Raw genomic sequence first — 21,497 nt, 5'->3', positions numbered from 1 at the left:
CGGTGCCCTTCGCCTCTCCCCGCCTGCGGGGAGAGGCCGGAATCCAAGCGCAGCTTGGATTCCGGGTGAGGGGGACTCTCCGCGAGTCACACTGCTGGCTCCCTTCCGGAGACTCCCCCTCACCCCACCCTCTCAGGGCGAGCTCTGCTCGTCCCGACCCCGCAAGCGGGGCGAGGGAGTGAAGCGCCTTTGCGTCCCTTACGTGCAGGAGAACCCCTCGTGACATCCATCATGATCGCTGCCCTTGGATTGCTGATGGTCGGCACCGCGTTCCTGTCGGGGCTGTTCGGCATGGCGGGCGGGCTGATCCTGATCGGCGTGCTCTTGGCGCTGATGCCGCTGCCGACCGCGATGGTGCTGCATGCGATCACGCAGATGGCGTCCAATGGCTGGCGCGCGTTGCTGTGGCGGGCGCATATCCGTTGGCGGCCGGTCGGGAACTATCTGGTCGGCGCTGCCGTCGCACTCGCGGCATGGTCGATCACGCGCTATGTGCCTGATAAGCCGATGGCGCTGCTGCTGCTCGGCATCACGCCGTTCATGGCGCGGCTCATGCCCGCGAATACCAAGCCCGATCCCGACCGTCTCTGGCAGGGCACGGTCTATGGCACGATCTGCATGGGCTTGATGCTGATGACCGGCGTCTCCGGCCCGCTGCTCGACACCTTCTTCCTCGGCGGCGATTTCGGCCGGCGCGAGAAGGTCGCGACGAAAGCGATGTGCCAGCTCGTCAGCCATTTCACCAAGCTGATCTATTTCGGCGGCATCATCGATCAGGCCGCGAGCCTCGATCCCGTGCTCGCGGCCGTCGCGATTCTCGCCTCGATGCTCGGCACCACACTGGCGCGGCGCATCCTCGAAGCCATGACCGACCAGCAATTCGTGGCGTGGTCGAACAAGCTGATCACCACCATCGCCTGCTACTACATCGCCTATGGCGGCTGGCTCTTCGTGCGCACACCGGTGCTGGCGGCCTTTACCAAGGGAGGTTTGCAATGAGCGGTACCGCCGATCCGCTGGTGCTGGATTTCGTCGAATGGGTCGCGCGCGAGCCGCGCGCCTATGCCGAGGTGATTTCGACCTGGAAGACCTCGTGCCCGCGCCTCACCATCTGGGAAGATGCCGCCGATCGCGGCTACGTCGCCCGCGAGACGATTGCAGGCGTCGGGCTGGTCATCGCGGTGACGGAGGACGGCGAGAGGTTGCTGCGCTCGAACGGGCGGTGACGGGCTTCGCTTCGCGCCGTCCCGTCATTGCGACGGCGCCGCAAGTCGCGGACGGATGATCTCGACCATGCGCTCGGCCGAGGTGCCCGGCGGAAAGAAGCCGAGATATCGTCCGTCGCGATCCATGAGATAGATGAAGGACGTGTGGTCGACCGTGTAGTCGCCGGCCTCCTTGCCGATCGGGACCTTTGCAAAGTAGACCTTGTAGACCTCAGCCGCCCGCCCGATCGCGTCGCGGCTGCCGGTCAGCCCGATCAGCCGGGGATGAAACATCGGCACGTAGTCGGCAAGATGCTCCGGCGTGTCGCGTTCGGGGTCGACGGTGATGAAGATCGGCTGCACGGCATCGGCGGCGGGCCCGAGCTGTTCGAGCGCCTGTCCGATCGCCATCAGGTCGGTGGGACAGACGTCGGGGCAGTAGGTGAAGCCGAAATAGACCAGCATCAGCTTTCCGCGAAAGTCGCGGTCGTTGCGCGGCTTGCCGCTCTGGTCGATCAGCTCGAACGGTCCACCGACCGGCTCCCGATTCCACATCAGGATGTCCATGGTCTCCGCGGCCGAGCGCGCCTGCGCCGCTCCCGCGCAGGCGAAAGCGAGCATCACGTAGAGCCAGGCGCCGGCGCGCCGCATCACAGCCCGAAGGTGATGCGGCTGCCCGTCGTCGTCACCACCACCTTGCCCCCCATCTGGGCATTGGCTTCCTGTGCGAAGTTGAGCCCGCTGCAATGCATCGGCACCACGACGTCAGGATTGAGCGCCTTGATCTCGCTCACGACCTGCGCGAGGTAGTCCTTGGGCGCCGGGCCGAGATGGAAGCCGCCCACGATGGCGTGCACCTTCTGGATGCCCGAGACCTCCTGCGCCTGCTTCACCGAATTGACGATGCCGACATGGCCGCAGGACGAGATTACGACGAGACCGAGATCGCGCACGTTGAAGCAGGTGGCGTGCTCGTGGATATGCTCATCCGGCACGATCTTGCCTTCCATCTCCGCCGGCAGGTAGTGCCCGACATTGCAGCCGAGCCCGTCCTTGATGCCGAACTCGACCAGCGTGTTCGGCAGCACGCGTTCGCTGCTGCGGCGGGTGATCTTGCCGGTGGTGAAGGCGTGGTCCGCGATCACGGTCGGCGTTTCGCACAGCACGGTCGTCACCTTCTGCGCCGCGAGCTGCCGGCGGTCGAGCGTGCCGAAATCGGCAAATTGCCCCTGGGTCGGCGTCGGGTTGACGCGATGGCAGAAATTGTCCTCACCGCCCGCATAGAGCTTGACGTCGGGCGGCAGCTTGTCGCGGAACTTGTCGAGGAAGCCGTTCAGGCCGCCGAAATGATCATAATGGCCGTGGCTGACGATCAGCGCGTTCAGCTTGGCCGGATCGACGCCGATCAACGCCATGTTGTTGAGCAGCACCTCGGGCGTGTAGCCGTAGTCCAGCATCAGCGTCCGCTGGTTGCCGCTGCCCTCGGATTCCAGCCAGAGCGACAGACCCCACTCATTATGCAGCGATTTGCGGAAGTCGCTGCCGCGTGCGGCTGGCGCGATGGACACGCCATTGATCTGCTTCGGGCGGAAGAACAGGTCGAAGCTCGAATCCACGAGGACGCGGAGCGAGAGCTTGTCGACGGTCGGAACGGCGATCGGCGTCGCGCTCGCGATCTCGACGCAGGTGAAGGCATTGGCGGCCGCAGCGCCGGCAAGCGCCGCCGAGCCAAGCAGAAAATCGCGCCTTGGAATGCTCCTGGTCATTGCTATTCCTCCGGTATCGGATGCTTGCAATGCCACGAGCTTAGGTCCAATCCGGAAGCGGCTCAATAAGCAACGACAAATACGCCGCATCAGTTTTGCCGTGCACGCGCGCAGGGCGGTTGACAGCGCGGTAGGAATGTTCCGAAACTGATGCAACTGCATCTTCGCAGCAGCAGGACACGTCATGTCACTCAAACTCTTCGAACTCGTCGGCACCGACGCCTCGCGTCCCTTCAGCCCGTATTGCTGGCGCACGCGGATGGCGCTGGCGCACAAAGGGCTGGCGGCGGAATCGCTGCCCTGGCGCTTCACCGAGAAGAGCGCGATCGCGCCGCATGGTTCGGAGAAGGTCCCGGTGCTGCTGCATCACGACAAGCCCGTGGTCGATTCCTGGGCGATCGCGACTTATCTCGAAGACAATTTTCCGGATCGCCCGTCGCTGTTCGGCGGCGAGGGCGGCCGCGCCATGGCGCGCATGATCAACGCGTGGGGCGACATCGCCATCGTCGGCGGCATCTTTCCCCTGATCGTCGCCGACATCCCGAAGAACCTCGCCGAGGTCGATGCGAATTATTTTCGTCAGTCGCGCGAGGCGCGCTTCGGCGGCAAGACGCTGGAAGAGGTGATGGCAAGCCGCGACACCGGCGTGGTCGCGTTCCGCAGATCGCTGGAGGTGATGCGGCAGGCGTTGAAGAAGCAGCCCTTCATCGGCGGCAGCGCGCCGAACTATGCCGACTACATCGTGTTCGGGGGCTTTCAGTGGGCGCGCGTGACCAGCCCGTTCAAGCTGCTGGAAGCTGATGATCCGGTTTACGCCTGGCGCGAAAAGCTGCTCGATGCGTTCGACGGCGTGGCGCGAAAGTCGCCGGGGCACGCGGTGTAGACTTCGTAGGGTGGGCAAAGGCGCAAAAGCGCCGTGCCCACCATCTCCCCCAACACGCAATGAAAATGGTGGGCACGCTTCGCTTTGCCCACCCTACGATACTGCCTCTGCCGCAGCCTTGCGCAAACACTCCCTGCACAAACAATCCTCGCCCTTGACCGGCATCGGCAGTCGCGCGGTTTCCTCCGCGCACCAGCAATTGCCCGAGAGGTCGCAGCCGAACTCGGTGCCGCAGCGGGAGCAGGCGAGGCGGCGCGGTTCCGGCGACGCGGATTCTTTCGAAATTGTCATGATTTACGCAAAGGTTTCGCCGTCATTTTCATGTCGGGTTCATCTGTGGCTGCGGTATATTACGCGCCGCGCAGAGACTCGCAAAGCGGTTCGCAATCAGCGAAGGACAAATCGATGGCCCGCGATTCGCAAGCCGCCCTCGTTGCGCTCAACCGTTTTGGTTTCGGGGCCCGCGGCGGAGCCTCCGGCGATCTCATCAATGCAGCGTCCGATCCGCGGGGCTTCGTGAAGGCGGAGCTCGCCCGCCCCAACGGCGTGCTGCTGGAGGCACCAGGCCTGCAATCGACGCCGCAGCTTGGACAAGCCGTGTTCGCCTATCAGGACGAGGTCAAGCAGGCGCGCGAAGCGGCTGCCAAGGAAACAGCGAAGGCCGGCACGCCGCCGGAAGCGCCGCCACTGCCGGCCGATCAGAAGCCCGGGCCGCGCCGCAATCTCTCGCTGAATACGGTGGCAACCGGGATCGCCGGGCAGATGACTGATGCGAAGCCGGCTGACACAGCCACGAAGCCCGAGACCATGCAGCCGAATATGGCCGCGCCGCCCGCCGCAAAGCCCGCGCCGCAGCCGCTGAACGTCATCCAAAAAGCTTTCCGCGCCGAGGCGCTGGCGCGGTTGCAGCGGGCGGCGCTGGTCGAGTGCGGCTTCACCGAGCGCCTGGTCGTGTTCTGGTCCAACCATTTCTGCATCTCCGCGAGCAAAGGCGAATTGGCGCGGATCTGGGCCGGCGCGTTCGAGCGCGAGGCGATCCGCCCGCACGTGCTTGGCCGTTTCGCCGACATGGTGAAGGCGGTCGAGCAGCATCCGGCGATGCTGTTCTTCCTGGACAATCAGCAATCGCTCGGTCCGGACTCGCGCGCAGGCCAGAACCGCAAGCGCGGGCTCAACGAAAATCTCGCGCGCGAGATCATGGAGCTGCATACGCTGGGCGTCGGCGGTGGTTACACGCAGGAGGACGTCACCTCGCTCGCGCGCATCATCACCGGCTGGACCTTTGCCGGCCGGCAAGGCGGGCTCGGCACGCCGGGCTCCTTCGTGTTCAACGCCAATGCGCACCAGCCCGGTCCGCAACAGCTGCTCGGCAAGACCTACGAGCCGACCGGACTCGCGCAGGGTGAGGCCGCGCTCGCCGACATCGCGCGCCATCCGTCGACCGCGAACTTCATCGCCACCAAATTCGTCCGCCACTTTGTCGCCGACGATCCGCCGCCTTCTCTCGTCGCGCGGCTGCGCGAAACCTTCGTCAGGACCGATGGTGACCTCAAGGCGCTTGCCGTCGCGCTCGTCGACTCCGACGAGGCGTGGAAGGCGCCGCTGACCAAGATGCGCTCGGCTTACGATTTCGTGGTCGCAAGCGGCCGGCTGCTCGCGCGCGTGCCGGAGGATCCCGGCGGCTATCTGAACAATCTCAACCTGCTCGGCCAGCCGTTGTGGTCGCCGGCTGGTCCCAACGGGTTCCCGGATAGCAGCGCCGCCTGGGCCGCACCCGAAGGCATGAAGCTGCGGCTCGACATCGCCGCGCAAATGGGCGCGCGGCTTGGGCCCAACATCGATCCGCTCGACCTGCTGGAATTCGTGGCGGCGGACGCGGCGTCCGTCGAAACGCGCAAAACCATCGAGCGTGCGGAATCGCGCCAGCAGGCGCTGGCGCTGTTGCTGATGTCGCCGGAAATGCAGAGGAGATGATGATGATCGACTGTGTCGAGAACCGGCTCCTCACCTCGCGCCGCGGCCTGCTGCTCGGCGGCGCATCGTTCGCGGCCTGGGCCTATTTGCCGAAGTTTGCGCGCGCGGCCGACGGGCGCGATCCGCGATTGATCGTCGTGATCCTGCGCGGCGCGCTCGACGGGCTCTCGACCGTCGCGCCGGTTGGTGACCCCGATTATGCCGGCCTGCACGGCTCGATCGCGCTGACGTCGGACGGCGCGCATCCCGCCTTCATGCTCGACAGCTTCTTCGCGCTGCATCCGGCGATGCCGGAGTTTGCGCGCATGTACCGCGACATGCATGCCGCGGTGATTCACGCCGTGGCGACGCCCTATCGCGACCGCTCGCATTTCGACGGCCAGGACGTGCTCGAAAGCGGCTATGCCGGCCCGGGCCGCGTGCAATCGGGCTGGCTCAATCGCGCGCTGGAAGCGCTGCCGCGCGGCGATCGCGTGTCCAGCGGCCTTGCGGTGGGGCCGACAGCACCGCTGGTGCTGCGCGGCAACGCGCCGACGGTCGGCTGGGCGCCGGTGGCGCTGCCGCAGGCCGATGACGACACCGCGATGCGGCTCGTCGAGCTCTATCGTCACCGCGATCCCGCGCTGGCCTCGGCGCTGTCGCAAGGTCTCCAGTTGGAGAAGGCCGCGAGCGGTGACGACATGAAGCCGAAGCCCGGCAATCAGGCTGCGCAGATGCGCCAGGTCGCGCGTGGTGCGGCAAAGCTGATGGCCGCCGACGACGGTCCGCGCATCGCAGCGCTTGCCTTCGACGGCTGGGATACGCACGCCAATGAAGGCGGCCCGGTCGGGCGGCTCGCCTTCCTGCTCGGCGGCCTCGACGGCGCGCTCGCCGAATTCGAGAGCGGTCTCGGCGCGCGCTGGCGCGAAACCGTCGTCGTCGTCGCCACCGAATTCGGCCGTACCGCGCGCATCAACGGCACCGACGGCACCGACCACGGCACCGGCACCATCGCGCTGCTTGCCGGCGGCGCCGTGAAAGGCGGCCGCGTCATCTCCGACTGGCCCGGCTTGAAGCTCGCGAACCTGTATGAAGGGCGCGACCTCAAGCCAACAACAGATCTGCGTTCGGTGATCAAGGGCGTGCTGCAGGGGCAGTTCGGTCTCTCGGACCGCGTGCTGGCGGAGACGGTGTTCCCGGACAGCGCGAGCGCACGGCCGATGAAGGGGCTGGTGGCTTAGCCGTCATTCCTGGCCTGCGCCTTGCGGCGCGTCCCGGAATGACGACATGATGAGCTGAGCATCAGGAGACCATCCGCATGTACATCGCCATGAACCGCTTCCGCGTCGCCAAGGGCTCCGAGGCCGCCTTCGAGCAGGTCTGGCTTTCGCGTGACACGCATCTGGACAAGGTGCCGGGCTTCGTCGAATTCCATCTGCTGCGCGGCCCCGAGCTCGAGGACCACACGCTGTATGCCTCGCACACGATCTGGGCGAACTATGCGACGTTCGAGGCCTGGACCAAATCCGATGCATTCCGCGCGGCGCATGCGCGGGCCGGGGATCACAAGCCGTCCTATCTCGGCCATCCGCAATTTGAAGGCTTCGAGGTGATCCAGACCGTTGGCGGCGGCGCGAAGTAGCGTCAGCCCAGCGTGATCTTGTCGATCTCGGCGAGATCCTCCGCGCTCAGCTTCCAGGCGATCGCCTTGACGTTCTGCTCGATCTGCTCGGCGCGGGTGGCCCCCGCAATCACGCTCGACACCTGCGGGCGCGCGGCGAGCCAGGAGAAGGCGAGTTCGAGCATCGAGTGCCCGCGTGCCTTGGCGAAGGCCTGGAGCTTCTCGACGATGTCCTCGTTGCGCGGCGTGACGTAGCGGTCGCGCAGTCGCTGAGTCTGGCCGAAGCGGGTGTCGCCGGGCGCGGCCTCACCCTTTTTGTACTTGCCGGTGAGAAGTCCGCTGGCGAGCGGGAAGAACGGCAACAGGCCGAGCTTGTATTCCGCGGCGGCCGGCAGCAGGTCCTTCTCGATGTCGCGCACGACGAGGGAATATTCGTCCTGGCAGGAGACGAAGCGGCTGACATTCATCGCACGCGCGGCGTACTCGGCTTCGGCGATGCGCCAGGCCGGAAAGTTCGAATTGCCGATGTAGCGGACCTTGCCCTGCCGGACGAGATCGTCGAGCGCGCGCAGGCTCTCCTCGATCGGCGTCAGCGGGTCATAGTCGTGCTGCTGGTAGAGATCGATGTAATCGGTCTTCAGCCGCTTCAGGCTCGCTTCCACGGCGTCAAAGATGTAGCGGCGCGAGGCGCCCTGCTTGGTGCCGTCCTCCGCCATCGGCTTGGAATATTTCGTCGCCAGCACGATGTCCTTGCGGCGATCGCCCAGCACGGCACCGAGCACGTTTTCCGAGCCGCCCATGTTCGAATAGATGTCGGCGGTGTCGAACAGCGTGATGCCGAGATCGAGCGCGCGATGGATCACCTTGCGCGATGCTTCAAGGTCGATGCGCTGGCCGAAATTATTGCAGCCGAGCCCGACCGCAGACACGCGCAGGCCGGAGGCGCCGAGATTACGAATTTCCATGAGAGGTCCTGTCAGGAGAAAGCAGCGGCCCATTGTGACCGCGGTGCAACGTTGCGGCAATACGCCAGCCGCGTTGCTGCCATGCTGCGATAAACGGCAGACAAAAAAATGCGGCCCCTGTCAGACGCGGCGACTGACGGGGACCGCTTGGAGCGCTTGATCGGTGACGGGGGGCCTGATCAGACGCAGCTGCAACTTAATCCCGGTGTGTTACGCGCCGATGACAGGCAGAGTTATCCACAGGTCCCGAGGCCGCCGGATCAGAAGATCTTGCGATAGACGATGAAGCCCGAGCGTTCCGCGACCTTGTCGTAGAGGCTCTGGGCCGTGATGTTGGTCTCGTGCGTCTGCCAGTAGACGCGCGGCGATCCCGCGGACTTTGCGCGCTCGTAGACGCCGTGGATCAGCGCCGAGCCGACACCCTTGCCGCGGGCGGCCTCGCTCGTGAACAAATCCTGCAGATAGCAGGACGGCTCGATCGCGGTGGTGCTGCGATGGAACAGATAGTTCGTCATGCCGAGCAGCTTGCCGTCGCTCTCGGCGACCAACCCGTGCACCGGTTCGTAGGCGTCGAAAAAGCGCTGCCACGTCAGCTTCGTGATCTCGGGTGCGAGCGCAGTCGGGCCCGAGCGGCCGTAGAACGCGTTGTAGCCGTCCCACAGCGGCAGCCATTGTTCGTAGTCCTGCTTGATGACGGAGCGAATGGTGAGCGACATCTGAAATTCCCGCGATCGATGAGGCGTCCTTCATACGTGATGATGGGCGTGCTGATCAATCGGGCCTACTCCGCAACGCGCAGATACCGGATCAGCTTGCGGCTCGCGGGATCGCGCAGCGAGCGGTAGTAGTCGGCGCGCGCGGGCGCGTCGGTGTGGCGGACGAGGTCGGTCACCGGCGTATAGCTCAGCATGCGGCCGCCGTCGGGCAGCACGGCGCAGACGAAGCGCAGCACCTCGCCGCTGCGCAAGCTGATGTTGATCGGCGTGGCATCGCCGATCCGCACCATCTCCATGCGCTGCGCGATGAAGGTGCCGAGCTCGTCTTCCGGCAGTTCGAACGCGCCGGTGTCGCGGCCGTGATACATCAGCGCGACGAAGGGCGGCTTGCCGTCGGCGATCTCATCCGGCAGCGCAAAATAGTCGCGGAAGGCGCGGTTGATGAATTCGGCGCGGGTCTCGGCATCGAGCAGCACGATGCCGATGTCGACCTGGTCGAGCGCAGCCGACAGCCGCGCGGCGATGGCGTGGCTCCGGCGCTCGGCGGCGAAGGTGTCGAGCAGCCGTTCGCGCATCAGGCCGGTGATCGCTGCGGTGCCAGCCGCTGTTGCAGCCAGCAGGCCGAGCTGCACCAGGTCTGCAGGCGCAAAAGGAACACCACGGTTGAGAAAGAACAGCGCCGCGCAGATCACCGCGAGGCCCGCGGTGATCTGCGCGGCGCTGAAACCCGACAATGCGCCGGCAAGCGCCACGATGCAGACGAACAGTGGCGCAGGCGAGGGGACGGGAACAAAGCGATCGAGCAAGATCGCCAGCAACAGGGTCGCTACCGTCAGAACCGGACCGCAGATCGCACGCCATCCGAACCGCATGGGCTGTCTCGTTCCTCCCTGAACGAGGAAAGGCCGCAACACTGACTGATCGTTGCTCTGTTGCAGTGCGAATTCGCGTGGAACGCTTAAGGCGCGCTTGGCTCGCCGTGCAAAGCTTTCGGATGATTTTAGACCAAGTGCACGTGCCTGAGGTGTTGCTGCAACGCGGGCGCGTTCAGCGTCGAGGTCCCCGAGCTCTTGCGCATGCCGGTGAAAATCAACAGCGAGGCCGCGACCAGGATGGCCGCAGTCAGGGCGATTGCAACGATGACCACAGGTGATTTCATCGACGTCCCATCGCGATGCCGGTTGGCGCGAGCCGCGCGGCACCTTGAAGGCAGGTCCAGAATGAAACGGGGATCAGACTGGCAGGCCCATTGCCATGGTCGCCTTGGTCGACAGCACCGTCAGGGTGACGATCAGGCACAGCGAGATCGCGGCGATGGCGAGCGAAGCCGCGACCGCATGGGTCAGCCGGGAAGACGAAACGGTATCGGTTGGGCCCTGAAAGCCTGCCGTGCCGGACGCCCGAATCATGGTCTAAATCCTTCAACGTGCGAGCGAATCACCCGCGACGTCCTGCAATTTCACCGTTTCAGCCGGCAATATTGCGGCGGCTCCGACGGTGAAAATGGCGGGATTACGGCAAAGGTTAACGCTATGCCCGTTATTTCTTAACGCCGGCCCGCATTCAGGCGCCCGCCGCGATGCTGGCGGGGTCATCGACCTCGACCGGCCGCCAGTCCATCGCCACGAAGCCCGGTGCTGCTTCCACGCGCTTCAGCCAGTCCCGGATCGCCGGGAAGGCCTGGAGGTCGAAGTCGCAGCGGTCGGCGACGTGGGTATAGCCGTACAGCGCGATGTCGGCGACCGTGAGCTGGCGGGCGGCGAAATAGGAATTGGTCTTGAGGTGGTTCTCCATCACCTGGAGCGCGCCGTAGCCGCGCTCCATCCAGTCCTCCAGCGCGTGGGTCTGCAGGTCGCGGCCGCCCTTGACCAGCGACAGCCAGAAATAGGCGGCGCCAATGTTCGGCTCGAGCGCGTGCTGCTCAAAGAACATCCATTGCAGCGCCTCGGCGCGATCGATGCGGTTCTCCGGCGCGAGCGGCGTGCCGACCGCGACGTACCAGAGGATCGCATTGGACTCGGCGAGAAAGCGATCGGCGCCGACCTCGAGCAGCGGCACCTGGCCCGACGGGTTCTTGGACAGGAAGTCCGGCGTGCGGCTTTCGCCGCGCAGAATGTCCACCTCAACGGCTTCGTAAGGCACGTTCAACAGGGCCAGCGCAAGGCGGACCTTGTAGCTGTTGCCGGAGCGCTGCATCGAATAGAGCTTGTACATTCTGGGAGTTCTAAACCGAGGACGGAAAGGCGCGGTGCTTGTTGCCCCGCAACGCGGCTAAACAATGATGCCGATGCAAATCCGCCGCAAGGGCTGCCCAATAGAAAAACTCGAAAACCCTACCGCACTGCAATGCCGCGGAAGATCATTTCCACACGACGATGCAACTCAGTTCACGCTTGCGTCAACGCCCGGACGCATTGTCCCCTGCATTGGTGAAGGACGCAGGATCAGGGCGTATGCGCGTCGAGCTTGGGCGTTAATGCCTCCACATCGTCATGCCCGGGTCGAGCCCGGGCATGACGACCTTCCGTGCGTGTCGAAAACAGCCAAAATTGCTCCGAGGACAGGCCTTGCCGGATATGAGGAGTTTGCGCGGCAAACTTGCGGAAAATTGCCTTGAAACGCTCCAAATCCCGTAAACTTTTGCGAGATCGGGCTGAAGTTTCTTGCGGTGCAGCGGCACACGTTTTAGGGTGTCTGCATTCCCACAATTGGAGTCGTGAGGCCAAAGGGTTCACGACGCTTGTCAGGAGATGACGATGCCCTTCCTTGCCGCTGCGCTCGACCGTGTGAAGCCGTCCGCAACCATCGCGGTCACGGATAAAGCACGTGCGCTGAAAGCGGCGGGCCGCAACGTCATCGGCCTTGGCGCCGGCGAGCCCGACTTCGACACGCCCGCCAACATCAAGCTGGCGGCGATCCACGCCATCGAAGCCGGCAAGACCAAGTACACCGCGGTCGACGGCATTCCCGAGTTGAAGGAAGCCATCATCGCGAAGTTTCAGCGCGAGAACGGCGTCGTCTACAAGCCGAACCAGATCATCGTCGGCACCGGCGGCAAGCAGGTGCTCTACAACGCGCTGATGGCGACCATCAATCCGGGCGACGAGGTGATCATCCCCGCGCCGTACTGGGTCAGCTATCCCGAGATGGTGGCGCTCGCCGGCGGCGAGCCGGTGCCGGTGGTCTGCACCGCCGCGACCGGCTTCAAGCTCCAGGCCGAGGCGCTCGAGCGCGCGATCACGCCGAAGACCAAATGGGTGATCCTGTGCTCGCCGTCGAACCCGACCGGCGCGGCCTATACCAAGACCGAGCTGAAGGCGCTCACCGACGTGCTGGTCAGGCATCCGCATGTCTGGGTGATGACCGACGACATGTACGAGCACCTCGTCTATGACGACTTCCAGTTCACCACCGTCGCGCAGGTCGAGCCGAAACTCTATGACCGCACGCTGACCGTGAACGGCGTGTCGAAAGCCTATTGCATGACCGGCTGGCGCATCGGCTATGCCGGTGGTCCCGCGCAACTGATCAAGGCGATGTCGACGATCCAGTCGCAGTCGACCTCGAACCCGTCCTCGATCGCGCAGTGGGCTGCGGTCGAAGCGCTGAACGGTCCGCAGGACTTCATCCCAGCGAACAACAAAGTGTTCAAGGAGCGCCGCGACCTCGTCGTCTCCATGCTCAACCAGGCCAAGGGCATCGAGTGCCCACGCCCCGAAGGCGCGTTCTATGTCTATCCGTCCTGCGCCGGCACGATCGGCAAGACCGCGCCGTCGGGCAAGGTGATCGACAATGACGAGACCTTCGTGACCGAGCTGCTCGAGACCGAAGGCGTCGCGGTGGTGCAGGGTTCGGCCTTCGGCCTCGGCCCGGCATTCCGCATCTCCTATGCGACCAAGACCTCGGACCTCGAAGACGCCTGCAAGCGCATTCAGCGCTTCTGCGGCAATTTGCGGTAAGTCTGTCGCGACAGTGCAAATTGGAAAGGCCCGCTTCGCGCGGGCCTTTTTTATTGCTGGCGCAATCTGGCACGCCCGGGAATGTTGTGGCATAGACCGTCGCGCGTCACGGGTAGGGCGCCCTCTCTGCTCGCATCACATTCATCGCCGGAGACATTCATGCGCCGTTCGTTCATCTTCGCCGGGCTCGCCGCGGCCAGCCTCGTTGTCTCCGTCGCAAACAGCGGCGCTCAGCAGCAGCGGATGGTGCGGGTCGGCGTGCTCGAATGCCGCGGCGGCGCCAGTGTCGGCTTCATCGTGGGCTCGGTGACCAATCTCGGCTGCGTGCTGCGTGCCGACGGCGCGCCGGAGGATCGCTACGTCGCGACCATTCGCAAGGTCGGCCTCGACATCGGCATCACCCAGGAGACCTCGCTGGCCTGGGGCGTGTTCGCGCCGGTCGACCGGCTCGGCCCCGGCGATCTCTCCGGCAGTTACGCGGGCGCGCAGGGCAGCGCCACGCTCGGCGTCGGTGTCGGCGGCAACGTGCTGATCGGCGGCTCCAACAATTCGATCGCGCTCCAGCCGCTCAGCGTGCAGGGCCAGGTCGGCCTCAACGTCGCGGCCGGCCTCGAGAGCCTGGAACTCCGGGCCGGTCGCTGAAATCCGGCCGTTACGATTTGAAATTGCGTGGGACGCGCCGCTCCACCGGCGCGTTCCGCAACGACGCACCGCAGCGACGTTTGACGCTTGCCAAATCTCGGGGACGGGCAGAGCATCTGCGCTTGCCGACCCAATCATGGGCCGAGCTCCACACCAAGGAGGCGGCGAATGGGACAAGACGTCAGAAGTCCCCGAGGTCCACGGTGCATTGCGCTGGTGGGCCCTTTCCAAAGCGGTAAAACCACACTTCTCGAAGCAATCCTGGCGCGAACGGGCGCAATCCCCCGCGCCGGCAGTGTCGACGCCGGAACATCCGTCGGCGACGCCAGTGCCGAGGCCCGTCATCACAAGATGACCGTTGGCCTTACTGCCGCCACCACGAGTTTCATGGGCGACAGCTACACCTTCCTCGATTGTCCAGGTTCCGTCGAGTTCGCCCACGACATGCGCGCCGCGCTGCCCGCAGTCGACGCCGCGATCGTGGTCTGCGAGGCCGACGAGAAGAAGCTGCCGCAGCTTCAGATCATCCTGCGTGAGCTGGAGCAACTGAAGATCCCGCGTTTCCTGTTCCTCAACAAGATCGACCGCGCCAACAAGCGCATCCGTGAGACGCTCGCAACGCTGCAGCCCGCCTCGCGCGTGCCGCTGGTGCTGCGCCAGATTCCGATCTGGAAGGACGAGCTGATCGAGGGGTTTGTCGATCTCGCGCTGGAGCGTGCCTTCGTCTATCGCGAGCACAAGGCTTCCGAGGTGGTTGAACTCGAAGGCGGCAATCTCGATCGCGAGAAGGAGGCCCGCTTCTCGATGCTGGAGAAGCTCGCCGACCACGACGACGCGCTGATGGAGCAGTTGCTCGAAGACATCCAGCCGCCGCGCGATGCCGTGTTCGACGATCTCGCCCGCGAATTGCGCGAGGGATTGATCTGCCCCGTGCTGCTGGGCGCGGCTGCGCGCGAAAATGGCGTGCTGCGTCTGATGAAAGCGCTGCGCCACGAGGCGCCCGGTGTCGCGGAAACCGCAAAACGTCTTGGTGTTCCCGACACCAGGGATGCGCTTGGTTTCGTCTTCAAGACGCTGCATTCGCAGCACGGCGGAAAGCTGTCGTTGACGCGGCTGCTCGCCGGCCATCTCGAGGACGGTGCGACCTTGCAATCCGCCTCCGGAGGAGCGGGCCGCATCTCCGGCATTCTTGCCGTCAGCGGCGCCTACGACACCAAGCGTACCGCTGCCGAAGCCGGCGACACGGTCGCGCTCGCCAAGCTTGACCCGATCAAGACAGGCGACACCGTATCGAGCGGCAAGGCCCCGCCGGCCGCGCTCGCAGCCAGCGAGCCGACGCCGCCGGTGCTCGCGATCTCGGTCGCATCCACCGATCGCAAGGACGACGTCAAGCTCGGCCAGGCGCTGATGCGGCTGCACGAGGAGGACCCCTCGCTCGTCTTCGTGATGAACGCCCAGACCCACGACACCGTGCTGTGGGGGCAGGGCGAGATGCATCTGCGCGTCGCGAGCGAGCGGCTCCGCGACCGCTTCGGCGTCAAGATCGCCTCGCATCCACCCGCGATCGGCTACCAGGAGACCATCCGCAAGCCGATCGTCCAGCGCGGCCGCCACAAGAAGCAGTCCGGCGGCCATGGCCAGTTCGGCGACGTCGTGCTCGACATCAGGCCGCTGCCGCGCGGCGAAGGGTTCAAGTTCGCCGAGAAGGTGGTCGGCGGCGCGGTGCCGCGCAACTACATCGGCGCGGTGGAAGAAGGCGTCGTCGACGGATTGACGCGCGGTCCGCTCGGTTTCCCTGTCACCGATTTGCAGGTGACGCTGACCGACGGCTCCTATCACAGCGTCGATAGCTCTGACCTCGCCTTCCGCACGGCGGCGCGGGTCGGGCTCAACGAGGGCCTGCCGCTATGCCAGTCGGTGCTGCTGGAGCCGATCCACGTGGTTGAGATCGTCTGTCCGACCGACGCCACCGCCAAGATCAACGCGATCCTGTCGGCGCGGCGCGGCCAGATCCTCGGCTTCGACACCCGCGACGGCTGGAGCGGCTGGGACTGCGTCCGGGCCATGATGCCGGAAGCCGAGATCGGCGAGCTGATCGTCGAGCTGCGTTCGGCCACGGCCGGTGCCGGCAGTTTTACTCGCCAGTTCGACCACATGGCCGAAGTCACCGGACGCGCAGCCGACCAGATCATCGCCGCGCATCAGCACGCGGCGTGACAGCTCGTGCCGAAAATCTGATCTCGTGCCCCGGACGCAGCGCAGCGCTCCTTTAGCGGTGCGCTGCAGAGCCGGGGCCCATGGATCAGCGGGGTGCTCGGCATTCTGGGTCCCGGCTCTGCGCAGCAACGCTAAGGGCGTTGCAGCGCGTCCGGGACACGAGATTCGTGCGTGCCGCCACGCCACACCAGGGTCTTTCCGCAGAGAGATTTTGGATTGCTTCGCTCGCAGCGATGGAGGAGGCAGAGAGACCTTGCATTCGTCTCAAGATGATGTATTTTACATCATTGTACATATCTCAGATATCACTTATAAGCTCTGATACGTGAGGCCAAGGTGATCACGTCGTTCCAGATGCGGGCAGCCCGCGCGCTGCTCGGCATTGACCAGAAAACCCTGGCCGAGCTCGCCGGCGTGTCGCTGCCGACCATCCAGCGGATGGAGGCGAGCACCGGCAACGTTCGCGGTGTGGTCGAGACCTTGATGAAAGTGGTCGAGGCGTTCGAGCGGGCCGGCGTCGAGTTGATCGGCGAACAGGCGCGCAGTGACGGCGGCGGACGTGGTGTTCGGCTCAAGGAGCCAGGACCACCACGCAAGGTGGGAGCATGATCCGCGGATGATCGTGCTCAAGGGCGAAATGAACTAGCGCATCGTCGCGCCGGAGAATGCGGCCGCACGATGCATCGGAGCATTGTGGGCAGCGGAGCACTTCGCGGCATGAGCATCACAGGGGAACACGCGGACAAGCTGCGCCAGCTTCGTCGGCCGACCTTCACCGAACTCTATCTGCCAAAACTCGTCACCGTCTGGCGCGAAGGCTACGGCCTGTCGGATTTCCGCGCCGACGTCTTCGCGGGCCTCACGGTCGCGATCGTCGCGCTGCCGCTGTCGATGGCGATCGCGATCGCCTCCGGCGTGACGCCGGACCGCGGCCTTTACACCGCCGTCGTCGGGGGCTTCATCGCATCGCTGCTCGGCGGCAGCCGATTTCAGATCGGTGGACCGGCCGGCGCCTTCATCGTGCTGGTCGCGGCGACCGCCGATCGTCACGGCGTCGACGGCGTGATCCTCGCCACCCTGATGGCGGGGCTTTTCCTGGTTGCCGCCGGCTTCCTGCGGGTCGGCACCTACATCAAGTTCATTCCCTATCCGGTGACGGTCGGCTTCACCGCCGGCATCGCCGTGATCATTTTTGCCAGCCAGCTCCGCGATCTCTCCGGCATCACGCTGGCGGGCAAGGAGCCGAGCGAGTTCGTTCCGAAACTTGCCGCGCTCGCCGGCGGCCTGCCCACGGTCAATCCGTCGGCGCTCGCCGTCGCGATCGTCAGCATCGCCATCATCGCCGCCTTGCGGCGCTGGCGGCCGTCCTGGCCCGGCATCCTGATCGCGGTCGTGCTCGCGGCCGTCGTGTGTGCGGTATTCTCGCTACCGGTGGAAACCATCGGCTCGCGCTTCGGCGGCATTCCCCGCGAATTGCCGTCGCCGGCCCTGCCTGCGTTCTCGCTGGCGAAGGCAACGGCCGTACTGCCGGATGCCATCGCGTTCGCGCTGCTGGCTGCGATCGAATCGCTGCTGTCGGCGGTGGTCGCCGACGGCATGACCGGGCGCCGTCACCGCTCCAATTGCGAGCTGGTCGCGCAAGGCGTTGCCAATATCGGCTCGGCGCTGTTCGGCGGCATCTGTGTCACCGGCCTGATCGCGCGCACTGCGACCAACATCCGCGCCGGTGCGCGCGGGCCGCTGGCGGGCATGCTGCACTCGGTCTTCCTGCTGCTGTTCATGCTGATCGCAGCGCCGCTGGCGAGCTACATTCCGCTCGCAGCACTTGCCGCAGTGCTCGTGGTGGTGGCCTGGACCATGGCGGAGAAGCACGAATTCGCCACGCTGTTGCGCTCGTCATGGGGCGACGCAATCGTGCTGCTTGCAACCTTCCTGCTCACGATTTTCCGCGATCTCACCGAAGGCATTCTGGTCGGTTTCGCGCTCGGCGCGGTGCTGTTCATTCATCGCATGTCGGAGATGACGGGCATCGAGGAGCGCTCGCCGCTGGTGGCAGCCGACCGCCCCGACGACGGCAATGGCGAGCGCGTGCCTTACGATCCTGCGCTCGCCGTCGATCGCGACGTGCTGGTCTACCGCATCACCGGTGCGTTCTTCTTCGGCGCCGCTTCCGCGATCGGAAGCGTGCTCGACGGCGTCGCCGACGGACGCAAGGCCTTCGTGGTGGATTTTGCCGCGGTCCCGTTCCTGGATTCGACGGCCGCGAACGTGCTGGGGCGCGTCGCCGCCAAAGCCCATCGCCAGGGCATCAGGCTGTTCATCACCGGGGCGTCGCCCGCCGTTCGCCGCGCGCTGCTGACCCATGGTGTCACTCGGTCGCGCGCGCGTTATCGCGAGACCATCGCGCGTGCGGTTGCCGACATTAAGGGCACGAGCGGGACTGCGGCGCCCGCAGCCGATGACGCCGCCGCAGCAAGCTAGCGGCGCGCACTTCTCAAGCCGGCGGATTTGACCGACACTGCCGCCATGTCACGGCGGTGGTGCAGGGAATGCTGGAGTCGCGTCGCAATATTGCGCTGGCCTGCGCGCTCAGCATGCTTGCGGGCTATGTCGACGGCATCGGCTTCCTGCATCTCGGCGGCCTGTTCGTCTCGTTCATGAGCGGCAACTCCACGCGCCTCGGCGTCAGCCTTGCGGAGGCGCAATGGTGGCAGGCCGCAGGCGCGCTCGGCCTGATCGCGCTGTTCGTTGCTGGAGCTGCCGCCGGCAGTCTCGTGGTGCTCGGCGCCGGCGCCGAGCGGCAGCCATGGCTGCTGCTCATCGAAGCTGCGCTGCTCGCCGCTGCCGCGCTCTGCCATGGCTACGGCCTTCCGAACCTTGCGATTGCCGGCATCGTGCTCGCGATGGGGCTGGAGAATGCCGTGTTCCAGATCGACGGCGGCGCCGGGCTCGGCCTCACCTATGTGACCGGCGCGCTGGTCAAGGTCGGCCAGCTCCTCGCGGTCGGCCTCACCGGCGGGCCGCGCTGGGGCTGGGTGCCGAACCTCCTGCTATGGGCGGCGCTGGTTGCGGGCTCGGCGGCCGGCGCGCTCGCTTATGCCTGGATCAACCTCGCCGCGATCTGGTTCGCAGCGGGCGCGGCGCTGGCGTCGGCTGCGATCGTGGCCGTGGCGCTGCGGCGCCCGCGCGCTTGACAGAGCCGGCGGGACGCGAAATGGATCGCCTCGGAAACACGACCCGAGGGAAAGATGACCGCGCCCAGGACGCTAGCTGCCTGTTTGATCGGATGGCCGGCCGCGCATTCGCGCTCGCCGCTGATCCATCATTACTGGCTGCGCACGCTCGGGATCGAGGGCGGCTATGTCATCGAGGCGGTGCCGCCCGACGATTTGCGCGACTTCGTGCTGCGGCTGTCGCTGCGCGGTTTTGCGGGCGCCAACGTTACCATTCCGCACAAGGAAGGCGTGCTGGCGTTGTCCACGCCCGATGCGCGCGCGCAAGCGGTCGGCGCCGCCAACACGCTATGGTTCGAGAACGGCGAGCTGCGCTCGACCAACACCGACGTCGAAGGCTTCATCAACAATCTCGATGCCAGCGCGCCCGGCTGGGACAGGGCTGAAGAAGCATTGGTGCTCGGGGCCGGCGGCTCCTCGCGCGCAATCGTGTTCGGCCTGCGCGAGCGCGGCATCAAGCGCATCCACCTCGCCAACCGCACCATCGCGCGGGCCGAGACGCTTGCAAGACAGTTCGGACCGAACGTGCATCCTGTTGCGTGGGACGGGATCGGCGACGTGCTGCCGCGCGCGAACCTTCTCGTGAACACGACCTCGCTCGGCATGCACGGCCAGCCGTCACTGGATGTCGACGTCGCGCGCCTGCCGCAAACGGCGGTCGTCGCCGATCTCGTCTACGTCCCGCTGGTGACGCCGCTGCTGGCGGCAGCGCAAGCGCGCGGGCTGAAGACCGCCGACGGGCTCGGCATGCTCTTGCACCAGGCGGTGCGCGGCTTCGAGCTGTGGTTCGGCCAGCGGCCGACGGTCACCGCCGAGCTGCGCGCGCTGGTTGAGGCCGATCTCACAAAGACTTGAGAGATGAATCGCGAATAGCGCACCATCTCCGGAGTTCTACCCCTGTGGGGACAATCGGAGACCGTCATGACCATTCAACGCGCAACTTTCACACGTCCGCTGATCGCCGTCGCGATGGTGGCCGCTTCGACCCTTTATGCCGTTGCGCAAAAGGCGCCGGTGCCGACGCGCGTGCGCGGCACGATCGAAAGCGTCAACGGCGACACCATGCAGGTCAAGTCGCGCAGCGGTGAGGACGTCAAGCTCCACATCGCCCCTGACGTGAAGGTGTCAGGCGTTACCAAAATTTCACTCGCCGACATCAAGGTCGGCTCCTTCGTCGGCGCCACCACCGTGCCGGGCCCTGATGGCGACGACAACGCCGTCGAGGTTCATGTGTTTCCGGAAAATATGCGCGGCACCGGCGAGGGCTCGCGGCCCTATGACCTCAAGCCCAATTCCAGCATGACCAATGCGACCGTGTCGGAAAGCGTGGTCGGCAATGACGGACATACGCTGCTGGTCAAGTACAAGGACGGCGAGAAGAAGGTGTTCGTCCCCGACAACACGCCGGTCGTGACCTTCGTGCCCGGCGAGAAGTCCGATTTGAAGTCCGGTGCCAAGGTCATCGCCTTCATGAAGCAGCTGCCGGACGGCTCGTTCGAGACCAACCGCGTCAGCGTCGGCCGAGACGGCCTGACCCCGCCGATGTGATCGGAGAGCATGGTCCGGACCCGAAGGGCCGCATTAGCGCAAAGTGTGCAGCGGTTTTCCGAAAAGATCATGCTCAAAAAGTTGAGGGAATAGCGGTGGTGACGCGGGGTTGCCGTGTTTGATCCACCGCAACGCCCTGGAGGGGACAATCATGTCGAAGCTGAATAACTGGATGCCGCGCGCCGTCGTGGCTGCATTTGCAGTCGTTTCAATCGTGTCCGTCTCGGCGCAGACGGCGCCGACGGTCCGCATCCGCGGAACCATCGAGAGTGTCGACGGCAACACCCTCGCCATCAAGACTCGTGAGGGCACTGACGTGAAGGTGAACATGACTGACAATGTTGCCGTCTTCGCCGTGGTGAAGACCTCGTTGTCGGAGATCAAGGACGGCTCCTACATCGGCGTCACCGGCTTGCCCGAGCCCGACGGCACCCAGAAAGCCATCGCCGTGCACATCTTCCCGGAAAACCAGCGCGGCGCCGCCGAAGGTTTTCGTCCCTGGGACGCGCGCGCCAATTCGACCATGACCAACGCCACCGTGGCGCAAACGGTGAAGGGCACCGACGGCCAGAACATCACGGTGAAATACAAGGACGGCGAGAAGAAAGTCGTGGTGCCGCCGGACACCCCGATCGTCACCTTCGTCGCCAGCGACAAGTCGGAGATCAAGCCGGGCGCCAAGCTGATCATCTTCGGTGCGGCGAAGAAGGAGGACGGCACGCTAGAGGCGAACCGCGTGAATGTCGGCCGCGACGGCGTGACGCCGCCGATGTGAGGGGCGGGACCTGT

Annotated in this window: 24 protein-coding genes; 15 read left to right on the top strand and 9 right to left on the bottom strand. The window is 65.4% G+C overall.

The annotated features are described in order from the left end of the window. Positions 1 to 219: 219 nt before the first annotated feature. Together IVB29_RS13470 and IVB29_RS13465 are read left to right on the top strand one after the other, a co-directional pair. A complete protein-coding gene (locus tag IVB29_RS13470; protein ID WP_247503856.1) occupies positions 220 to 999 on the top strand; it encodes a sulfite exporter TauE/SafE family protein in 780 nt (259 codons plus the stop codon). After that, positions 996 to 1,226, top strand: coding sequence for a hypothetical protein (locus IVB29_RS13465; RefSeq protein ID WP_247503855.1), 231 nt, complete (start codon positions 996 to 998; stop codon positions 1,224 to 1,226). The genes IVB29_RS13470 and IVB29_RS13465 overlap by 4 nt, the downstream gene beginning before the upstream one ends. Before the next feature lie 24 nt (positions 1,227 to 1,250). Here IVB29_RS13465 and IVB29_RS13460 read toward each other — a convergent pair whose 3' ends face one another. Then, a complete protein-coding gene (locus IVB29_RS13460) occupies positions 1,251 to 1,826 on the bottom strand; it encodes an SCO family protein (protein ID WP_247504307.1) in 576 nt (191 codons plus the stop codon). Positions 1,827 to 1,855: 29 nt separating this feature from the next. Then, positions 1,856 to 2,971 (bottom strand): MBL fold metallo-hydrolase, encoded by a 1,116-nt coding sequence (locus IVB29_RS13455; protein ID WP_247503854.1) that lies wholly within the window; start codon positions 2,969 to 2,971, stop codon positions 1,856 to 1,858. A gap of 184 nt (positions 2,972 to 3,155) precedes the next feature. Between IVB29_RS13455 and IVB29_RS13450 the strand changes: the two genes are divergently transcribed. Then, positions 3,156 to 3,854, top strand: coding sequence for a glutathione S-transferase family protein (locus IVB29_RS13450; protein ID WP_247503853.1), 699 nt, complete (start codon positions 3,156 to 3,158; stop codon positions 3,852 to 3,854). Positions 3,855 to 3,947: 93 nt separating this feature from the next. Here the strand turns inward: IVB29_RS13450 and IVB29_RS13445 are convergent, their stop codons facing one another. Continuing rightward, positions 3,948 to 4,145: a cysteine-rich CWC family protein gene (locus IVB29_RS13445; protein WP_247503852.1), complete on the bottom strand. Its 198-nt coding sequence runs from the start codon at positions 4,143 to 4,145 to the stop codon at positions 3,948 to 3,950. 114 nt (positions 4,146 to 4,259) lie between these two features. Here IVB29_RS13445 and IVB29_RS13440 point away from each other — a divergent pair, with 114 nt between their 5' ends. From IVB29_RS13440 to IVB29_RS13430, 3 genes are all read left to right on the top strand, one after another. Next, entirely contained in the window at positions 4,260 to 5,828 is a 1,569-nt protein-coding gene (locus IVB29_RS13440) for a DUF1800 family protein (RefSeq protein WP_247503851.1), read from the top strand. A gap of 2 nt (positions 5,829 to 5,830) precedes the next feature. Then, positions 5,831 to 7,048 carry a DUF1501 domain-containing protein gene (locus IVB29_RS13435; RefSeq protein WP_247504306.1) on the top strand — a complete coding sequence of 406 codons (1,218 nt, stop codon included), beginning with the start codon at positions 5,831 to 5,833 and terminating at the stop codon, positions 7,046 to 7,048. A 77-nt stretch (positions 7,049 to 7,125) separates the two neighbouring features. Continuing rightward, a complete protein-coding gene (locus IVB29_RS13430; RefSeq protein ID WP_247503850.1) occupies positions 7,126 to 7,449 on the top strand; it encodes an antibiotic biosynthesis monooxygenase in 324 nt (107 codons plus the stop codon). A gap of 2 nt (positions 7,450 to 7,451) precedes the next feature. On the opposite strand, the gene IVB29_RS13425 is transcribed toward IVB29_RS13430, so the two are convergent. The 6 genes from IVB29_RS13425 to IVB29_RS13400 form a co-directional block, all read right to left on the bottom strand. After that, the gene (locus IVB29_RS13425; protein ID WP_247503849.1) at positions 7,452 to 8,393 is read right to left on the bottom strand and encodes an aldo/keto reductase; all 942 of its coding nucleotides are present in this window, start codon (positions 8,391 to 8,393) and stop codon (positions 7,452 to 7,454) included. Positions 8,394 to 8,653: 260 nt separating this feature from the next. After that, positions 8,654 to 9,109 carry a GNAT family N-acetyltransferase gene (locus IVB29_RS13420; protein WP_247503848.1) on the bottom strand — a complete coding sequence of 152 codons (456 nt, stop codon included), beginning with the start codon at positions 9,107 to 9,109 and terminating at the stop codon, positions 8,654 to 8,656. Positions 9,110 to 9,174: 65 nt separating this feature from the next. Beyond that, on the bottom strand, positions 9,175 to 9,981 hold the full coding sequence (locus tag IVB29_RS13415; protein WP_247503847.1) for a PAS-domain containing protein: 807 nt from the start codon (positions 9,979 to 9,981) through the stop codon (positions 9,175 to 9,177). Positions 9,982 to 10,109: 128 nt separating this feature from the next. Beyond that, positions 10,110 to 10,268: a hypothetical protein gene (locus IVB29_RS13410; RefSeq protein WP_247503846.1), complete on the bottom strand. Its 159-nt coding sequence runs from the start codon at positions 10,266 to 10,268 to the stop codon at positions 10,110 to 10,112. 73 nt (positions 10,269 to 10,341) lie between these two features. Next, positions 10,342 to 10,518: a hypothetical protein gene (locus IVB29_RS13405; protein WP_247503845.1), complete on the bottom strand. Its 177-nt coding sequence runs from the start codon at positions 10,516 to 10,518 to the stop codon at positions 10,342 to 10,344. Positions 10,519 to 10,672: 154 nt separating this feature from the next. Beyond that, entirely contained in the window at positions 10,673 to 11,323 is a 651-nt protein-coding gene (locus IVB29_RS13400; protein ID WP_247503844.1) for a glutathione S-transferase family protein, read from the bottom strand. Positions 11,324 to 11,865: 542 nt separating this feature from the next. Here IVB29_RS13400 and IVB29_RS13395 point away from each other — a divergent pair. The 9 genes from IVB29_RS13395 to IVB29_RS13355 all read left to right on the top strand — a co-directional run bounded on the left by IVB29_RS13395 (position 11,866) and on the right by IVB29_RS13355 (position 21,483). Next, entirely contained in the window at positions 11,866 to 13,068 is a 1,203-nt protein-coding gene (locus IVB29_RS13395) for a pyridoxal phosphate-dependent aminotransferase (protein ID WP_247503843.1), read from the top strand. A 159-nt stretch (positions 13,069 to 13,227) separates the two neighbouring features. Next, a complete protein-coding gene (locus IVB29_RS13390) occupies positions 13,228 to 13,710 on the top strand; it encodes a DUF992 domain-containing protein (RefSeq protein WP_247503842.1) in 483 nt (160 codons plus the stop codon). 168 nt (positions 13,711 to 13,878) lie between these two features. After that, positions 13,879 to 15,927 carry an elongation factor G gene (locus IVB29_RS13385; RefSeq protein ID WP_247503841.1) on the top strand — a complete coding sequence of 683 codons (2,049 nt, stop codon included), beginning with the start codon at positions 13,879 to 13,881 and terminating at the stop codon, positions 15,925 to 15,927. Between the two features lie 336 nt (positions 15,928 to 16,263). Beyond that, positions 16,264 to 16,536, top strand: coding sequence for a helix-turn-helix transcriptional regulator (locus IVB29_RS13380; RefSeq protein WP_247503840.1), 273 nt, complete (start codon positions 16,264 to 16,266; stop codon positions 16,534 to 16,536). A 108-nt stretch (positions 16,537 to 16,644) separates the two neighbouring features. After that, positions 16,645 to 18,408: a SulP family inorganic anion transporter gene (locus IVB29_RS13375; protein WP_247503839.1), complete on the top strand. Its 1,764-nt coding sequence runs from the start codon at positions 16,645 to 16,647 to the stop codon at positions 18,406 to 18,408. Between the two features lie 68 nt (positions 18,409 to 18,476). Then, the gene (locus IVB29_RS13370) at positions 18,477 to 19,121 is read left to right on the top strand and encodes a YoaK family protein (RefSeq protein ID WP_247503838.1); all 645 of its coding nucleotides are present in this window, start codon (positions 18,477 to 18,479) and stop codon (positions 19,119 to 19,121) included. A 54-nt stretch (positions 19,122 to 19,175) separates the two neighbouring features. Beyond that, positions 19,176 to 20,015, top strand: a complete 840-nt coding sequence (locus IVB29_RS13365) for a shikimate dehydrogenase (RefSeq protein WP_247503837.1) — start codon at positions 19,176 to 19,178, stop codon at positions 20,013 to 20,015. Positions 20,016 to 20,081: 66 nt separating this feature from the next. Further along, positions 20,082 to 20,708 carry a hypothetical protein gene (locus tag IVB29_RS13360; protein WP_247503836.1) on the top strand — a complete coding sequence of 209 codons (627 nt, stop codon included), beginning with the start codon at positions 20,082 to 20,084 and terminating at the stop codon, positions 20,706 to 20,708. Positions 20,709 to 20,859: 151 nt separating this feature from the next. Further along, positions 20,860 to 21,483 (top strand): hypothetical protein, encoded by a 624-nt coding sequence (locus IVB29_RS13355; protein ID WP_247503835.1) that lies wholly within the window; start codon positions 20,860 to 20,862, stop codon positions 21,481 to 21,483. Positions 21,484 to 21,497 lie beyond the last annotated feature (14 nt).

Origin of the sequence: Bradyrhizobium sp. 1, assembly GCF_023073315.1 — a bacterium.
Classification (GTDB): domain Bacteria; phylum Pseudomonadota; class Alphaproteobacteria; order Rhizobiales; family Xanthobacteraceae; genus Bradyrhizobium.
Note: the sequence above shows the minus strand (reverse complement) of the source record. Positions and strands in the feature narration are given on the sequence as shown.

Excerpts from the sequence above, each read along its gene's own strand:
- IVB29_RS13465 (WP_247503855.1), top strand. The coding sequence starts at position 996 with ATGAGCGGTACCGCCGATCCGCTGGTGCTGGATTTCGTCGAATGGGTC.
- IVB29_RS13415 (WP_247503847.1), bottom strand. The coding sequence starts at position 9,981 with ATGCGGTTCGGATGGCGTGCGATCTGCGGTCCGGTTCTGACGGTAGCG.
- IVB29_RS13410 (WP_247503846.1), bottom strand. The coding sequence starts at position 10,268 with ATGAAATCACCTGTGGTCATCGTTGCAATCGCCCTGACTGCGGCCATC.
- IVB29_RS13360 (WP_247503836.1), top strand. The coding sequence starts at position 20,082 with ATGACCATTCAACGCGCAACTTTCACACGTCCGCTGATCGCCGTCGCG.
- IVB29_RS13450 (WP_247503853.1), top strand. The coding sequence starts at position 3,156 with ATGTCACTCAAACTCTTCGAACTCGTCGGCACCGACGCCTCGCGTCCC.
- IVB29_RS13385 (WP_247503841.1), top strand. The coding sequence starts at position 13,879 with ATGGGACAAGACGTCAGAAGTCCCCGAGGTCCACGGTGCATTGCGCTG.
- IVB29_RS13455 (WP_247503854.1), bottom strand. The coding sequence starts at position 2,971 with ATGACCAGGAGCATTCCAAGGCGCGATTTTCTGCTTGGCTCGGCGGCG.
- IVB29_RS13355 (WP_247503835.1), top strand. The coding sequence starts at position 20,860 with ATGTCGAAGCTGAATAACTGGATGCCGCGCGCCGTCGTGGCTGCATTT.
- IVB29_RS13460 (WP_247504307.1), bottom strand. The coding sequence starts at position 1,826 with ATGCTCGCTTTCGCCTGCGCGGGAGCGGCGCAGGCGCGCTCGGCCGCG.
- IVB29_RS13420 (WP_247503848.1), bottom strand. The coding sequence starts at position 9,109 with ATGTCGCTCACCATTCGCTCCGTCATCAAGCAGGACTACGAACAATGG.
- IVB29_RS13400 (WP_247503844.1), bottom strand. The coding sequence starts at position 11,323 with ATGTACAAGCTCTATTCGATGCAGCGCTCCGGCAACAGCTACAAGGTC.
- IVB29_RS13395 (WP_247503843.1), top strand. The coding sequence starts at position 11,866 with ATGCCCTTCCTTGCCGCTGCGCTCGACCGTGTGAAGCCGTCCGCAACC.
- IVB29_RS13390 (WP_247503842.1), top strand. The coding sequence starts at position 13,228 with ATGCGCCGTTCGTTCATCTTCGCCGGGCTCGCCGCGGCCAGCCTCGTT.
- IVB29_RS13375 (WP_247503839.1), top strand. The coding sequence starts at position 16,645 with ATGAGCATCACAGGGGAACACGCGGACAAGCTGCGCCAGCTTCGTCGG.
- IVB29_RS13365 (WP_247503837.1), top strand. The coding sequence starts at position 19,176 with ATGACCGCGCCCAGGACGCTAGCTGCCTGTTTGATCGGATGGCCGGCC.
- IVB29_RS13370 (WP_247503838.1), top strand. The coding sequence starts at position 18,477 with ATGCTGGAGTCGCGTCGCAATATTGCGCTGGCCTGCGCGCTCAGCATG.
- IVB29_RS13405 (WP_247503845.1), bottom strand. The coding sequence starts at position 10,518 with ATGATTCGGGCGTCCGGCACGGCAGGCTTTCAGGGCCCAACCGATACC.
- IVB29_RS13435 (WP_247504306.1), top strand. The coding sequence starts at position 5,831 with ATGATCGACTGTGTCGAGAACCGGCTCCTCACCTCGCGCCGCGGCCTG.
- IVB29_RS13440 (WP_247503851.1), top strand. The coding sequence starts at position 4,260 with ATGGCCCGCGATTCGCAAGCCGCCCTCGTTGCGCTCAACCGTTTTGGT.
- IVB29_RS13445 (WP_247503852.1), bottom strand. The coding sequence starts at position 4,145 with ATGACAATTTCGAAAGAATCCGCGTCGCCGGAACCGCGCCGCCTCGCC.
- IVB29_RS13430 (WP_247503850.1), top strand. The coding sequence starts at position 7,126 with ATGTACATCGCCATGAACCGCTTCCGCGTCGCCAAGGGCTCCGAGGCC.
- IVB29_RS13425 (WP_247503849.1), bottom strand. The coding sequence starts at position 8,393 with ATGGAAATTCGTAATCTCGGCGCCTCCGGCCTGCGCGTGTCTGCGGTC.